The sequence below is a fragment of the Rickettsia rickettsii genome (assembly GCF_001951015.1).
Taxonomy (GTDB): Bacteria; Pseudomonadota; Alphaproteobacteria; order Rickettsiales; family Rickettsiaceae; genus Rickettsia; species Rickettsia rickettsii.
In genome coordinates this window covers 50740-66001 of the sequence record NZ_CP018914.1, presented here as the reverse complement: position 1 = coordinate 66001, position 15262 = coordinate 50740, and the positions used below count along the sequence as shown (strand labels likewise).

Below are 15262 nucleotides of genomic sequence, written 5' to 3'. Positions count from 1 at the left end.
TTTCTTATATTCTGCAACGACACAATAATTCATGTCACCTTGTGTCATGGTATTATTACAATCAACAGAAAATAATTGCTTTTTTCATTATTTTATCATTTTTAAAAATAATTAATTAAGAATCACACACTGTGACGTTCTGCAATTAAACTTTTTATTTTACCGATAGCTTTAGCAGGATTTAAGCCTTTCGGGCAGGTCTTAGTACAGTTCATAATCGTATGACAACGGTAAAGCTTAAATGGGTCTTCTAAAGCTTCAAGACGTTCACCGGTATTATCATCCCTTGAATCGGCAATCCATCTATATGCTTGTAGTAAAATCGCAGGACCCAAATATTTATCACCGTTCCACCAATAGCTAGGACAAGAAGTAGAACAGCAAGCACATAATATACACTCATATACACCGTCAAGCTTTTCTCGGTCTTTAATCGACTGTAACCTTTCAGAGTTTGAAGGGATAGGGCTATCAGTTTTGAGCCAAGGTTCTATAGATTCGTATTGTGCATAAAAATGCGACATATCAGGTACTAAATCTTTCACTACTTTCATATGAGGCAGCGGATAGATTTTGATATCGCCTGATATATCTTCTATTGGTTTTATGCATGCTAAAGTATTTGTACCGTCAATATTCATTGCACAACTACCACAAATTCCTTCCCGACAAGAACGCCTAAAAGTTAAAGTAGAATCGATTTCGTTTTTGATTTTAATTAAAGCATCTAAAACCATCGGTCCGGTTTTGCTTAAATCTATCTCAAAACTATCGATAGTAGGATTCTTATCAAGATCAGGATCATACCTATAAATTTTTATCTTTCTAGGTTTAAGCATTTCCTCTTGTTCTTTATGCTCTCTACCTTTTTTTACTACTGAATTTGGCGGTAACCTTAACTCTGCCATTTTAAGTACTCTCTTAAAATTTGTTTTTAGAACTATACAAAATCATTAGCTAATTCACAATCTTTCATACCTGTTACGTGGATGACATTAATGTCTCTAGGTTGCCATGCTACTTACAGTTACTCACAAGGTATTGCCAGCGTGGATACTGATGTCATTCCCGCTTCTGCGGGAATGACATCAAGAGCATTTACTGGTCCACGCAACAATGCCTACTCACAATGACGATATTTATAGTTAGCAATCCATATACGAAGATCAACTTCAAAAAGAGCCAGGAGTTCACAAGACGAGGAACGCAGCGTATACTTAACACGTGAGTACCGCAGTACTTGTAGAACGACTTCGCCAATTTTGAAGTTGATCAAGTATATTCCATTATCCATTAAACTGCTCTTTTATTGAGTCATATATATTTTATAATCTCATCTAATTTTTTAGTTTCAATTACGCTTAACATTCTCAAGCAATAATATATAGGGTTTGTGATATTGTACTATTCTGATTATTGCATACAAAAGTCTACATCTCCTATACCAAGCCTCTTACCTGAAATACTAAAAGATTGGCAAGGAAAACCGGCACATAAAATATCATGTTTAGGGATTTTGGTTTCTGATATTTCCATAATATCACCATATGGCTTATCACCGAAATTTCTTTTATATGCTTCTTGTACATCTTTGTCTATGAAAAAACACATTCAAGCCCCTTTATTTCCAAGACTTTTCTAAAACCACCGATACCACAAAATAAATCATTTATACGTAAATTATACTACTAAACTTAGGAAGCGGAATTTTCTTTTTTAGCTTTAGTTGTTTTTGTTTTCTCAGGTGATTTTTCTTTATCTATTTTTATAGTAGATGAATCATTAAAAGGAAATTTATTCTCCTCTTCTGAATCTAAAGCTCTACCACTAAGTAAATTTTTAATTTGCTGACCGGACAATGTCTCATATTCAATTAAAGCATTTGCTAAGGTATGAAGTTGATCTATATGTTTTGTTAAAATATCTTTTGCAAATTCATATCCTTGCGTAATAATTCTTTTAACTTCAGCATCAATTAACTCTGCAGTAGCTTCCGAGGTTTCATTATTAGGTTGTCTACCATACATATCGTCACCACTTGAACCGTGAAATATCGGTCCTATTAAATCACTTAAACCTGCTTTTGTAACCATCGCTCTGGCAATATTAGTTGCACCTTTTATATCCGACGAAGCTCCTGAGGTAACTTTATTTCTACCGAAAATAATTTCCTCCGCTACTCTTCCTGCCATATAAACTGCTATAGATGATTCCATCTGTTCACGATTCTGAGAATATTCATCAGTTTCAGGAAGTCTTTGCACCATCCCAAGAGCATTACCACGCGGTATAATCGTAGCCTTATGAATAGGTGATGCTGCAGGACAATAAAGTCCTACTAATGCATGTCCGCCTTCATGATATGCAGTCAACCTTTTTTCTTTCTCCGACATTGCAATGGAGCGACGTGCAACCCCCATCAGCACCTTATCTTTTGCCTCTTCCATGTCTTGCATATCTACTTCTTTCTTACCAAGCCTTGCAGCAATAAGAGCAGCTTCATTAACTAAGTTAGCAAGTTCAGCACCGGAAAAGCCCGGAGTACCGCGAGCAATAATTCGTGCTAGTACCGTACTATTATATTTAATTTTCTTTAAATGTACTTTTAGAATTTGCTCACGACCGTTTATATCAGGGTTTGCAACGGCAATTTGACGATCAAACCTACCGGGACGCAGTAATGCACGATCAAGAACGTCAGGACGGTTTGTAGCTGCAATGATCACAACTCCCTCGTTTGCTTCAAATCCATCCATTTCGACTAACATTTGGTTTAATGTTTGCTCACGTTCATCATTGCCGCCACCCATACCGATACCTCTATGGCGACCTACCGCATCAATTTCATCGATAAAGATAATACAAGGAGCATTACGTTTACCCTGTTCAAACATGTCACGCACACGGCTTGCACCAACACCTACAAACATTTCAACAAAATCAGAGCCGGATATGCTAAAAAACGGAACATTAGCCTCACCTGCAATTGCTTTAGCAAGAAGTGTCTTACCGGTTCCGGGAGGACCTATAAGTAAGCAGCCTTTCGGTATTTTACCACCAAGCTTTTGGAACTTGCTTGGATCCCTTAAAAAATCTACTATTTCAGTTAATTCTTCTTTTGCTTCATCGATACCTGCTACATCTTTAAAGGTAATTTTTGGTCCTTTATCTGATAGCAACCTAGCTTTAGATTTTCCAAACCCCATAGCTTTCCCACCTCCATGCATTTGACGCATGAAAAAAACCCAAACACCTATCAATAAAAGCATAGGAAACCAAGAAATTAAAAAGCCTAAAAAGGTATTCATTCTTGTTTCAAGAGGCACTACTTCAATATTAACGTCATTGCTAGTAAGACGATTTACTAAATCAGGATAATCAGGAGCATAAGTATTAAAAGTAGAGCCGTCATTTGAAGTGCCTTCAATTACTCTACCCTGAATTTTTACCGAATTAACGGTCTTTTCATCAACTCGTGTTAAAAAATCCGAAAAAGTTATATTATTTCTTCCACCAAGTAAACCGTCAGATTGGAACACATTAAAAAGTAATATTACAAAAATAAAAAGTACTGCCCAAGCTAAAATACTTCTACCTTGATTATTCATCGATATAAAACCTAATAAAATTTTTATTGGTATAAGAGAGGTCTGTAAATAAATTTTATAGTTAAAATTTATTTACAGATAACCTCTTAAATACCGGTGTTAGCAAAAATGGGTGAAACGAGATACAAAATTTGGAGAAAAAGATACTTCAAAGTTCCACATGTCGTTATCATAATATGATATATGTGGTATTGCTATAACTTTTTCAAGTATTTTAATGATAGGTAAGGTCAATAAAACTGCATTGTGGTTTTTGCAAGATAGATTTTTCAAAGGTTCTAAATCTAATTGTTTCTTTATTATTTTATAATCTTTTAACGATAGATGAGTTACAAAACAATTTGGAGCTTCTTGATTTTTTGTGATACAAAATCTATTATCCCAAATAACGGATTTATCTAGTAATATTTTACTCTCAGGCAATTTTTTGCCGAATTCCCTGTATATAAGTAACTCGTTTTGTATGCGCTTAATTATACAGCCATGAAGTGTATTCTTAAAGTTTACGTCTTGAGTAATTAATTTCAAAATAGGTTCTACCGAATAAAAACGAGCTGCTCTAGATTGTCCACTAATTATTATCAGTAAAAAATTAATTATTTGTACTTTCACCTCATTTGAAAACTTATCAAATTTAACTAAATCAAGAAAAGCAAAGCCATATTCAAAAATCTTGACCGCTTCAGCTATCGCCGATATTAATTCAGGCTTAAACTCGTTTTCTATACGTTTGTTGGTTTTAAGTTGTTGTGAGATTATTGCGGCTTTAGACATCTTTCCACACTTCGCTTCTAGAGATAATTTAGACGCCGTTCCGGTACTCGCATCCTCACGTACGCTTGTGTACGCTGCGGTGCTACGTTCCGTGTCTCCTTTAAATTCCTCTCTATAAACTGGTTTGGAAAAATGTCTAATATAATCTGCACCTTTAGCTAATTTTTGCCTAATAACATTTCGTCTATATTTATCAGATGAATTTGACTCATCTTCAAACCATTTTATATTATGACTGACTAAATATTCTACTAATTCACTTTTTGGAATATTATATAGCGGTCTAATTATGTGTATATTATTATACCAATTGATATTACTGCTACTAAGTCCAAATATACCGCTATTACGCTCTAATCTTAAACAAAAATTTTCTACGTAATCATCTTCATGGTGAGCAGTTAAAAGTACTAATATATCGAGTTCTAGACATAAATTGGTCATCAAATCATAGCGTCCTTCTCGTGCTCTTTCTTGTAAATTGGAAAAATTATTTTGATGGTCAAAAGATAAACTATAATGCTTGCGATTTAGACTATTACTGATATTTTGGATATAATGGGTCTCTTGCTTCGACTGTTCCCGTAAGTTATGATCAACCGATATAACAAATAATTCTATATTATTTTTCTCTGCCCAAATATTAGCAAGATAAAGAAGTGCTACCGAATCGCTCCCACCAGATACTGCAATCGATATTTTAGATAAGCTAAAATTACCTATTAGATTATTGATATTATACTCAAATTTTTCATATAGCATGGTTGAAAAATGTTAGTATTGTTTGTAAAGTGTTTGGATATTGTGGTCAAACTTAGTAGTATGTCATTTCCGCGTAGGCGGGACGTTGTTGCATGGCTCTTATGTCATTCCTGCGAAAGCAGGAATCCAGAAAAAAGTATAAATACAGCAAATTCTTGAAATTAAAAGCTCGATTTATCTTGCTTTATGCTGGATGCCCGCCTACGCGGGAATGACATCGAGCAAGTTTCTCAATCCATACAACAATGCTCTACTTTTGCAATGGTAACAAAAAACTACACAATTAGATGATAAAAAAAATTTATGCTGACTCAGCTAAATCTTCTGAAGTTTCAGTCTTTTGTTCGCGTAAATAATCTTGTGCTTCTGATTCTGATCTTGCAACAATAACCGTAACTATAGCATTAAGCTCTGCATGGAGTCTTATTTCAACTGTATAAATTCCGGTAGATTTAATTTGTTTATCAAGAATAACATTTGAATGAGAAATATTATAAGATATATTTTCAGATAATTTATTGGCTATTTCTTTATTAGTAACCGAACCGAAAAGTTTACCGTCATTTGATGTTTGACGGATAAAAACTAATTGTTGATCTTTAATAAGAGCATTAATTTTTTCTACTTCTTCTCTTATTTGCTTATCTTTTGCTTCAAATTCGTGTTTTTGTTTAACTATTAGCTCTTTATTAGGCTCAGTAGCTCTAATAGCTAATTTTTGCGGTAAAAGATAATTACGACCAAACCCGTCTGCTACTTTGAGTATGTCGCCAATTTTACCTAATTTTCTTACGGGTTTTATTAATATAATTTCCATGTATTATGCCTTTATTTAGCTTGAAATACAAAAGGTAATAACGCTAAAATTCTTGCAATTTTAATAGCATTATTTAGCTTTCTTTGTTTCTTTGCACAAACATTTGTGATCCTGCTTGGTAACATTCTACCGCCTTCAGAGACAAATTTTATTAAAAGCTCAGGGTTTTTATAATCAATAACAGGTGCATTAGGCACAGAAAGAGGGCATCCTTTACGTCTTCTAAAAAATACTTTTTTAGCAGTTTTATCTCCTACCTTGTGAGCAGCTGTTTCACTAGCATTATTACTTTTTAACATTCTTTAACCTTAATTCTTACAAATTTAATTATTAATCGTTACGTCAATTACCGGAGCATTCTCTGTACTTTGATTTTTTAATATCGGTGAAGGTTCACTACTAATTGAATCTGCTTGAATTGTAAGAAATCTAATGATATTTTCGTTAAGCTTCATTTTTCTTTCTAGCTCTTCTTTTACATTACCAGTAATATCTAGACCTAAAAAATAATAATGTCCTTTTTTGTTATTACCGATTTTGTAAGCTAAAGTTCTTAACCCCCAATATTCTTTTTTTATGATAGTACCATTATTATCTTTAATAATTTTAGCAAAATCATCAACGATTTTATCTATATCGTTTAATGATACGTCTTGACGTATAATAAAAACTGACTCATAAAAGCTCATGATATATAAGAATCTCCAACAAACTTTAAAATACAAGTATTTATAGCAACTAAAACTATTAAGTTCAAGTATTATCTTTAAAAAATTATTATTTCTTTGTTTCTTTTTATAAAAAGTTTGCTATAAACTCTAATAAATTAGATTACAAAAATTTTTAATTATTTACTAAATATTAATTAAGATTAATTCAGTGTTTGATGAGCTATTACCTGAAGTTTTAATTATAGAAGAAAAAAATAAAAAAGTGTTAATATTTCTTTAAGTAATGATATAAGAGAGAGCAGGATTTAATATAATAAGGGCTTCAACTCTAGAAAAAGCATTAACTTATTTTTTTAGTCAGCTGCTTGTTATCATGATTATTAGTGCAGAATTACAAGAAAATCCTTTAATAACAATAAATAACTAACAGAAATAGACGATAACGTGCTATTTTTTTTATAAGCCCTTCTTATCTGAGCAAATAGTAGGTACTTTAAAGAGCTTATTGAGACGTTTCAAGTCAGTTGTACAAGATAATATTATTAAATTTAAGAATCTAAATATTGATTTAAATACTGAAAAAGTATACAAAGACGGACTGAATATTCCTCTAGGTCCTACTGAGTTTAAAATTTTACAACTTTTTTTGCAGGTCCCAAATGAAGTATTTTTGCGTAAGAAATAATAAAATATTTATGGGAAAGTGAAGAGACCTTCAATGAACGTCTCTATAGATGTTCATATAAATAGGATTAGAGAGGTCTTAGGGAAAGACAATTTAATTATTACAACCGTTCGTTTATCGGTTATTGTCTAAATAAGGATAACTAGAATTTTATTGTCAAAATTTTCTTTGTATTTATGCATTAAGTATGTTAATATCTATTAATATTGATGTATAATATAATTAAGATTTTATTCGTTACCGATTTATATATTTTATAACTAAAAACTGTAAATTTTATGTTAAGTAAACTAAATAAGCCCGCTTTATTTGCTTTAATATTTTATCCTATTTTTATTATATCTCTTGTAGTTAAATATTCGTTTGATTATGGAATAGGGCTAACTGAAGTTATTTTTATAATTGCTAGTTATTATATTAATAATATTACCGTTGGGATCGGTTTGCATAGGTTATGGTCTCATAATGCCTATAAAATAAATAAATATGCCGAGTTTGTCTTAATTATGCTGTCTGCAGGAACATTACAAGGACCAGCTTTATCTTGGGCATCGAATCATTATAAACATCATAGATATACGGACCAAGACCAAGATCCGCATACTCCTTTAAAATTTGATAATAAATTTTTAGGCTTTATGTGGTCTCATATAGGATGGATGCTAGTCGGAAGCGGTAGCTATAAGTCTATTGATCGCATTACTTGGGCTAAGCACGGGAAAAACAATTTATTAAAATGGCAGCTAAAATATTATTGGCAAATAGCAGCTTTTATGAATATTGTCGTGCCTTTATTTATCGGTTACTTAGTCGGTGGTACTATGCAATCGGCATATGCAGGATTTTTATTTATGGGGCTCGGTAGATTCCTACAGCAGCAAGCAACCTTCTGCGTTAATTCTTTATGCCACTTTGCCGGTAGTAAAAAATATTACAAAGGCACTGCCGGAGATATTTGGTGGATGGCATTATTCTTACTCGGTGAAAATTGGCATAATTACCATCATGCTTTTCCTTCAGATTATCGTAACGGTGCAAAATGGTATCATTTGGACGTTCACAAATGGATAATATTTTTAATGAGTAAAATCGGTTTAGCTTCAGAACTTGAACGTACTACAAAAGTACGTATACAGGCAAAAATGCAAGAAACTTTAAGCTATCTTAGTGAAAAACAAAAGCAAAAATTGACTTTAATGCAAACTAAAATAGATCATTTATTAGAAAATCTATGCTTAAAAATTAAAGAGCTTGAAGAATCATCTATTACTATCAAAGAACAATTTAAAAAATCTTTTGTAGAAATACAAGAATCACTTAAAAATTTAGCGGAGCAAGTAAGTGCTGCAAAGCAAATAACAGAAAAATCTTCGGAAAAACTATTAAAAATAGTTAATAAAAAAATTATTGATGCCGAACAATCTATTTATAAGCTGTATAATCAATTAAATACCTTAAAGGTATCTAATTAGGCATTATTTAAATAAAGATAGATATCGTGATTGCAAGCGGGTGTTGGTGTTTTCACATGGGTCCTGTTATGTCATGCCCGCCTACACAGGAATGACATCAGTATCCACGTGGACAACACCTTCTCACAATGACACAAACTATCATTTTTTACTTAACAAAGCCTCTAATTAGTTTCAATTTGAATGATAAAAATTTTAGGTATAGAATCAAGCTGTGATGATACAGCTGTTTCTATAATCACCGAAAATCGAGAAATCTTATCTAATATAATCATTTCACAAAATACAGAACATGCAGTTTTTGGAGGGGTAGTACCTGAAATTGCTGCACGTTCTCACTTATCGCATCTAGATAAAGCATTAAAAAATGTTTTAAAAGAAAGCAACACTAAATTAACGGACATTAGTACAATTGCTGCAACTTCCGGTCCAGGTTTAATCGGCGGTGTTATAGTTGGCTCAATGTTTGCAAGATCACTAAGCAGTGCTTTAAAAAAACCCTTTATTGCAATTAATCATTTAGAAGGTCATGCTTTAACCGCAAGACTAACCGATAATATTCCTTATCCTTATTTACTCTTGTTAGCTTCAGGCGGACATTGCCAATTTGTAGCAGTTTTAGGTCTCGGAAAATATAAAATACTAGGATCTACTATAGATGATGCCGTAGGCGAAGCCTTTGACAAGGTAGCCAAAATGCTAAACTTAGCTTTTCCCGGAGGACCTGAAATTGAGAAAAGAGCAAAACTTGGCGATCCTCATAAATATAAATTTCCAAAACCTATAATTAACAGCGGTAATTGCAATATGTCCTTTTCAGGACTTAAAACTGCCGTGCGTACTTTAATAATGAATTTAAAGGAAATTAATGACACTGTAATCAATGATATAGCAGCAAGTTTTCAATTTACTATAGGAGAAATTCTAAGTAGTAAGGTACAAGATGCTATTAGAGCATATGAACAAATAACAAATAATTTTGATAAGAAGAATATAGTTATTGCCGGCGGTGTCGCTGCTAATAAATATTTACAAAAAATATTAAGTAGCTGTGCTAAAACATATGGTTATCGGCTTATTTATCCACCTATCCACTTATGCACCGATAATGCTGCAATGATTGCATATGCAGGACTTGAGCGTTACAATAATAAGTTATTTACTCCTTTGAATTTCTCTCCAAAAGCTAGGTGGAGTTTAGAGGATATTAGTAATTAAAATTTATTTACTGATATCCTCTAAGAAGAAATATAATTTTTTAATATTGACACTTCTTAATTTAGTAGTATGATACATAATTACCATGAAACATGGCAATTATGTATATAAAAAAGAGGTAAGTTTATGAGCAATAGCAATTATGAAAACATACACAAAGCATTTAATTGTCTTTCAGAAGCAACCAATTCTGCCTATTCAGCCGTAAATACTTTTTTAACACTACCTAATGTATTTAATAAATATACTACTGTTATTTCTTTAATTTTTTCTAAAACAGCAAAATTAGACTCTAATATAACCAATATAATTAAAAACGGTGTTATTATATATGAGATATCAACAGCCTTAATAGGGGCCGTAAATACTTTTTATAAAGATAAAAAATTAGTCGATAAAATATTAAAAGACGGACAGAATGCTATTGATAAGCTTATTGAAACAACAACCTATTTATCACCAATAGTTACAGATATTACAAATTCTTACTTAGTTGATCCGTATAAAGAAGAAAAAGCACTATTATTTGACTTACAAATTCCTAACTCTACTAGTAGTGATTATTATAAATTATTAGGTACTGAAAGTATAACATTAGCTGAAATTGAATATTATTAATAGAATTTTTTTATTACTTTTTCTAGATTACCATACTCCTTTTAGTTATGGTCTTGTTGCATTGCTCGTTTTGTGTCATTCCCGCTTCCGCAGGAATGACATCAAACGCGTTTTTTGAGCTATACAACAAATCTTTTAATAGCTCGCAATGACAAAATCAATAATTATTAAACAGTGCCTTTAACAAGAATAGTGGATTATGCGATAATTCGTTATTCGGAAAAAATTAATCAACTTATTGTTACCTTCAATTCTTTATCCTTTGCATTTATTTTAACCGTTTTACCGCTACTTATTTCGCCTGCTAAAATCATTTTGGCTAAATTATTTTGTATTTCCCGCTGGATAAGACGTTTTAATGGTCTTGCTCCAAAGCTTGGATCATAACCTTTTTCGGCTAAATAATTTAATGCAGATTCATCAAATTCAAGAATAATATTTTGTGCTAGTAAAATTTTCTTTAAACTTTCAAGCTGTATCTTAACTATATCATGAATATTATTACGATTTAGGCGATGGAATAATATAATCTCGTCTAATCTGTTTAAAAACTCAGGTTTAAATACTGCTTTTACATATTCCATAACCTCATCCTTTACTTTATATGTATCTTCGTCCTTTTTCTGATTAACGAGTATCTCAGCACCTAAATTAGACGTTAAAACTATTATAGTATTCTTAAAATCAACTGTTATACCTTGACTATCTGTTAATCTTCCCTCATCAAGTATTTGCAGCATAATATTAAATATGTCGGGATGGGCTTTTTCAACCTCATCAAATAATATTACCTGATAAGGACGACGTCTTACTGCCTCCGTTAACACTCCGCCTTGATCATATCCGATATAGCCGGGAGGAGCTCCTATCAAGCGAGAAATAGCGTGCTTCTCCATATATTCCGACATATCTATACGAAGTATTGCATTACGGTCATCAAAAAGAAAACCAGCTAAGGCTTTGGTAAGCTCGGTTTTACCGACTCCGGTCGGTCCTAAGAATAAGAACGAACCAAGCGGGCGGTTAATATCTTGAATCCCTGCACGTGATCTTCTTACCGCATCACTAACACCTTTAATTGCCTTATCCTGGCCTATTACCGATTCTCGTAATTTCTGCTCCATCACAAGCAGACGCTCACGTTCACTTGATAGCATCGTATCAATTGGAATACCAGTAATACGAGAGATAATACTTGCTATATCACTTTCCGATACAATTTCTTTTAACAGCCCTTTATTATCAATACTTTCGGCTTCCTGAATCTTTTTCATAATCTCAGGTATAATTCCGTATTTTAGCTCACTAGCTTTAGCGAGATTAGCATCACGTTCGGCACGTTCAAGCTCGTTTCGGCTACGGTCTAGTTCTTCTTTAAGCTTTTGTGTTTGCTGTAGTTTAGACTTTTCAGCTTGCCATTTAGCTCCCATATCATAGGATTTAGACTCTAATTTTTCTAATGCTTTAGTTAAATGCTCTATTTTCTTTTTAGAATGCTCGTCATTTTCTTTTTTAAGTGCTGCAAGCTCTATTTTTATCTGAATAATACGACGGTCCAGCTCATCAAGCTCTTCTGGTTTACTTGATAGCTCTATTTTCATACGGCTACAAGCTTCATCAATCAAATCAATAGCTTTATCAGGTAAATAACGATCGGTAATATAACGGTTTGATAACGTCGCTGCTGCAACTATTGCACTATCGGAAATTCGCACTGCATGATGCAGCTCATATTTTTCTTTAATTCCTCTAAGTATTGATATAGTATCCTCAACCGTCGGCTCACTCACGTAAACAGGCTGAAAACGACGAGCAAGTGCCGCATCTTTCTCGATATATTTACGATATTCATCTAGAGTAGTAGCACCGATACAATGCAGCTCACCACGAGCAAGCATAGGCTTTAGTAAATTCGAGGCATCCATAACACCGTCGGTTTTTCCCGTACCGACTAATAGATGCAATTCATCGATAAATAAAATAATTTCACCGCTTGATTCTTTGATTTCGCTAAGCACTGCTTTAAGACGCTCTTCAAATTCGCCTCGATACTTAGCTCCCGCTATTAAAGCTCCCATATCAAGCTCAATAATACGGCAATTAATAAGCGATTCAGGTACGTCCTTACTAAATATTCGTTGTGCAAGCCCCTCTATTATAGCAGTTTTACCAACTCCAGGTTCTCCAATCAATACAGGATTATTTTTCATACGTCGTGATAGTACCTGCACCGTTCTTCTTATTTCTTCATCACGTCCGATGATCGGATCAAGCTTACCGCTTTCGGCAAGCTCTGTTACGTCTCTGCCGTATTTCTTTAAAGCATCATAACTATTTTCTGCCGATTCGGTATCTGCTTTTTTGCCTTTACGAAACTGTAAAATAGCTGTTGCTATTTTTTTATTATTAATTCCATTATTCGTTAAAATTTTACCGGCTATAGTATTATCATAAGTTAATGCTTCAAATATACGCTCTATGGTTACAAAGCTATCCCCACTGTCTTTAGCAATGCTACTAGCTTTTTCTAAAACTTTAAAAGCTTCAGCAGAAGAATAAACTTGTCCTCCTCCCTCAACCTGAACTTTTGGGATTTTATTTAGTTCTAGCTGAACTTGATCTTTTAATAAGTTTATATTACCGCCGGTATTATTAATAAGGGTTTGAATTATACCTGTTTCTTCACTTAAAAGACTAGATAATAAATGCAAAGGTAATATTTGCTGATGATCATTTTTAGCAGCAAGTGATTGGCTACTAGCTATCAATGATTTAGCATGTGCAGTAAATTTATCAATATTCATATAAATAATATATTTTAATTAATAAAGTTAAATATTTTTAACTAGACTATTTTTATATAATAATTTTTAATTAAAATAACAAGAGATGCACAACTACATATAGAATTTTATAATGCTTTCATCATTAAAAAAACAATTTGATAACGATAAGGAGTTTTTATTAAATCATACAAAAGAATTTTTAACCACACCCGGAATAGGCGTTACTTTAGAAACAAATAGAGCGAAAATTGAAGGGAAAAAAGGTGAAACTCCAATATTAATACGTGACGGTCGTAACAATCCCAATGAAAAAATTGTTTTAGGCACTAAAGCTTTTGAAATGCAATATTTAAATGCTATCAGAGGAGCGATAAACATAGCAAAGGGCAAAAATAAACCTGAGCTTGTGCTGAAATAAAATAAAGAAACAGTAAAATTTATTAATAGTTTTAATGCTTTGAATATGGAAAAATCACAAGAAAACATCTCAAAAAATAGGCAAGCTGAAATTGACAGTGTTGCTGAATTGCTAGGAAAAAGTGGTATTAAAAATGCTCATAAAAAATTAAATGTTGCTAAAGATTTTCAAAATTTCAATGATGAGCATTGTATATAGTCACTTTGTCAAAAGTCATCAATGATGAGGGAAAAGAGCATATTGTAGTCGAAGCGGAAGTAGCTTTTAAAGGCTTGACAGAAGAACAAAAGCAAGAATATCAAAATAGAGACGGTAAAAACTGGTATAATGTAATGCCTGAATGCGAGAGGAAGCTTGTTGATCAGTATACTGATACAATTTAAAACGGTAGGCATGTTATCCCAACCCAGTTACGACAAATTATTGGCATGAAAAACGCCTTTGAGAAAATTGGGACAATAACCGACAAAGACGGTAAAAATTTTGAAACATTGCTTACATCTAAACATGCAGGTACATTAGCCTCGATTTCAAATGATATAGATTCTAGACAAAAAATTACCGACTTAAATGCACGCCAAGCTCAAGAATGGCTTGAAGACGGCTTTACTCTTCATACTAATAAATTAAACTCAGGTCCTATAGGAGCTGGCAATGATCCCACAATTGTTGATCAGACAAAAAAATCTATGGAAAATGTCGGTGGGAAAAATACTAATACTCCTCTTAATTTATTTAGGCTTATAGGAGTAACAAATAACTTTGCAGGAGTGAGTTATACTTTAAACAAAATAGCAAAAAATTTACCGACTGAAAAAGGAATTGATGAATTAAAAGCACATATTAAACCGAGAAGCAAATTTGAACATTTTTTTAGGATAAATAAACCTACAGGAAATGAAGCAGAAACAATTAACAATGCAAATTTAACGGATCAGGAAAAAGAAATATTAAAAAAATGTAACATTAAGAAAAAATATTGAACAAGCAGATATTCCTTTTAGAGTATCCTTCGAGACAAAACTTCCTTTTATATCTTTTGATAAAGAAAATATTAATCTAAATATATCAGATGTCTTAAGTAATTTAACAGCGAAAATAAGACAAAATAAACAAGAAACTAAAACCACTAGTTTAATAAGGAAGAAATATGCACAATGTGTGCCAGCGGTAAAGATAGAGAAGGGCTTAATGAACATAATAAAATATCTCAAGCAGTATCAAAATATACCGGTATAAAAAGAAAACAGACATCGATAAACAATTACTTAAAAACTGTCATATTACTCAGCAAGCAGGTAGTATTTATGCAAGCGGTGCAACAATAGGTTGTTACGGCACTAAAAAAGAAAATAAAAGAGTCATTCCAAAAAGTAGAAAAGAAACACTTGCTGCTATAATGGCATTAACTGCTAAAACTAATAAAATTGCAG

15 protein-coding genes and 1 pseudogene are annotated in these 15262 nt (G+C 32.5%); 8 read left to right on the top strand and 8 right to left on the bottom strand.

Annotated elements, in window-relative coordinates; translation table 11 throughout:
• Positions 1–122: 122 nt before the first annotated feature.
• The 7 genes and pseudogenes from BTU51_RS00425 to rpsF all read right to left on the bottom strand — a co-directional run bounded on the left by BTU51_RS00425 (position 123) and on the right by rpsF (position 6650).
• The gene (locus tag BTU51_RS00425) at positions 123–908 is read right to left on the bottom strand and encodes a succinate dehydrogenase iron-sulfur subunit (RefSeq protein ID WP_012262192.1); all 786 of its coding nucleotides are present in this window, start codon (positions 906–908) and stop codon (positions 123–125) included.
• Positions 909–1351: 443 nt separating this feature from the next.
• Positions 1352–1611 (bottom strand): annotated as a pseudogene (locus tag BTU51_RS00415) (DNA cytosine methyltransferase).
• Positions 1612–1694: 83 nt separating this feature from the next.
• The gene (gene ftsH, locus BTU51_RS00410; RefSeq protein ID WP_012150295.1) at positions 1695–3608 is read right to left on the bottom strand and encodes an ATP-dependent zinc metalloprotease FtsH; all 1914 of its coding nucleotides are present in this window, start codon (positions 3606–3608) and stop codon (positions 1695–1697) included.
• A gap of 99 nt (positions 3609–3707) precedes the next feature.
• Positions 3708–5144 carry a tRNA lysidine(34) synthetase TilS gene (tilS, locus tag BTU51_RS00405; protein WP_012150294.1) on the bottom strand — a complete coding sequence of 479 codons (1437 nt, stop codon included), beginning with the start codon at positions 5142–5144 and terminating at the stop codon, positions 3708–3710.
• Between the two features lie 301 nt (positions 5145–5445).
• Positions 5446–5961 carry a 50S ribosomal protein L9 gene (gene rplI / locus BTU51_RS00395; RefSeq protein ID WP_012150293.1) on the bottom strand — a complete coding sequence of 172 codons (516 nt, stop codon included), beginning with the start codon at positions 5959–5961 and terminating at the stop codon, positions 5446–5448.
• An 11-nt stretch (positions 5962–5972) separates the two neighbouring features.
• Positions 5973–6260, bottom strand: coding sequence for a 30S ribosomal protein S18 (rpsR, locus tag BTU51_RS00390; protein ID WP_004996865.1), 288 nt, complete (start codon positions 6258–6260; stop codon positions 5973–5975).
• Positions 6261–6284: 24 nt separating this feature from the next.
• Complete coding sequence (gene rpsF, locus BTU51_RS00385) at positions 6285–6650, bottom strand: 30S ribosomal protein S6 (RefSeq protein ID WP_012150292.1); 366 nt, start codon at positions 6648–6650, stop codon at positions 6285–6287.
• A 945-nt stretch (positions 6651–7595) separates the two neighbouring features.
• Here rpsF and BTU51_RS00375 point away from each other — a divergent pair.
• From BTU51_RS00375 to BTU51_RS00365, 3 genes are all read left to right on the top strand, one after another.
• Positions 7596–8789, top strand: a complete 1194-nt coding sequence (locus BTU51_RS00375) for a fatty acid desaturase (RefSeq protein ID WP_012150290.1) — start codon at positions 7596–7598, stop codon at positions 8787–8789.
• 183 nt (positions 8790–8972) lie between these two features.
• A complete protein-coding gene (gene tsaD / locus BTU51_RS00370) occupies positions 8973–10007 on the top strand; it encodes a tRNA (adenosine(37)-N6)-threonylcarbamoyltransferase complex transferase subunit TsaD (protein ID WP_012150289.1) in 1035 nt (344 codons plus the stop codon).
• Between the two features lie 126 nt (positions 10008–10133).
• Positions 10134–10625, top strand: a complete 492-nt coding sequence (locus BTU51_RS00365; RefSeq protein ID WP_012150288.1) for a DUF5424 family protein — start codon at positions 10134–10136, stop codon at positions 10623–10625.
• 230 nt (positions 10626–10855) lie between these two features.
• Here BTU51_RS00365 and clpB read toward each other — a convergent pair whose 3' ends face one another.
• Positions 10856–13429 carry an ATP-dependent chaperone ClpB gene (clpB, locus tag BTU51_RS00360; RefSeq protein WP_012150287.1) on the bottom strand — a complete coding sequence of 858 codons (2574 nt, stop codon included), beginning with the start codon at positions 13427–13429 and terminating at the stop codon, positions 10856–10858.
• A gap of 112 nt (positions 13430–13541) precedes the next feature.
• Here clpB and BTU51_RS00355 point away from each other — a divergent pair, with 112 nt between their 5' ends.
• The 5 genes from BTU51_RS00355 (at position 13542) to BTU51_RS08465 (ending at position 15157) form a co-directional block, all read left to right on the top strand.
• Complete coding sequence (locus tag BTU51_RS00355) at positions 13542–13829, top strand: hypothetical protein (protein ID WP_230453509.1); 288 nt, start codon at positions 13542–13544, stop codon at positions 13827–13829.
• Positions 13830–13874: 45 nt separating this feature from the next.
• A complete protein-coding gene (locus tag BTU51_RS08985) occupies positions 13875–14027 on the top strand; it encodes a hypothetical protein (RefSeq protein ID WP_230453508.1) in 153 nt (50 codons plus the stop codon).
• A 5-nt stretch (positions 14028–14032) separates the two neighbouring features.
• A complete protein-coding gene (locus tag BTU51_RS00350; protein ID WP_230453507.1) occupies positions 14033–14212 on the top strand; it encodes a hypothetical protein in 180 nt (59 codons plus the stop codon).
• A 45-nt stretch (positions 14213–14257) separates the two neighbouring features.
• A complete protein-coding gene (locus BTU51_RS08745; RefSeq protein WP_230453749.1) occupies positions 14258–14812 on the top strand; it encodes a hypothetical protein in 555 nt (184 codons plus the stop codon).
• A gap of 174 nt (positions 14813–14986) precedes the next feature.
• A complete protein-coding gene (locus tag BTU51_RS08465) occupies positions 14987–15157 on the top strand; it encodes a hypothetical protein (protein WP_012150286.1) in 171 nt (56 codons plus the stop codon).
• The last annotated feature ends 105 nt before the right edge of the window (positions 15158–15262 follow it).